1 pseudogene is annotated in these 361 nt (G+C 54.6%); it reads left to right on the top strand.

Annotation, left to right across the window (positions count from 1 at the left end):
- Positions 1-215 precede the first annotated feature (215 nt).
- A pseudogene (locus OR16_RS42735) lies at positions 216-361 on the top strand (tripartite tricarboxylate transporter TctB family protein); the annotation flags it as partial.

The following is a 361-nucleotide window of genomic DNA, read 5'->3' as shown; positions in this document are numbered from 1 at the left end:
TCGCGGCGTGATGTATGTGATTTGGCGGGATTTCCAGGCGTATCGGTGAATACCCCTAAACCAAGACAAATGAAAGCAAGCTGAAAGATCGCCTCTCTAATGTTCGTTCCATCCTGCAGGGACAACATGTTCGTCCTGCCGATCGGACCACCTCCGCACGCAAAGAGCCTGTGAGCGGAGGGGCACAGCTTTCACGTACTTTGAGGAGAATCGTTTTGCGCATACGCAGCCAAAAGGACTTTGCCTCCGGCCTGATGTTCATCCTGGTCGGATTGTGCTTTTCCTGGGTCGCCCGCGGCTATTCCATGGGAACAGCCGCCAAGATGGGCCCCGGATATTTTCCGTTTCTACTCGGCCTGGT

This window comes from Cupriavidus basilensis OR16, from assembly GCF_000243095.1.
GTDB lineage: Bacteria > Pseudomonadota > Gammaproteobacteria > Burkholderiales > Burkholderiaceae > Cupriavidus > Cupriavidus basilensis_D.
The sequence above is the reverse complement of the archived record's forward strand: the minus strand, read 5'-3'. Positions and strand labels throughout refer to the sequence as shown.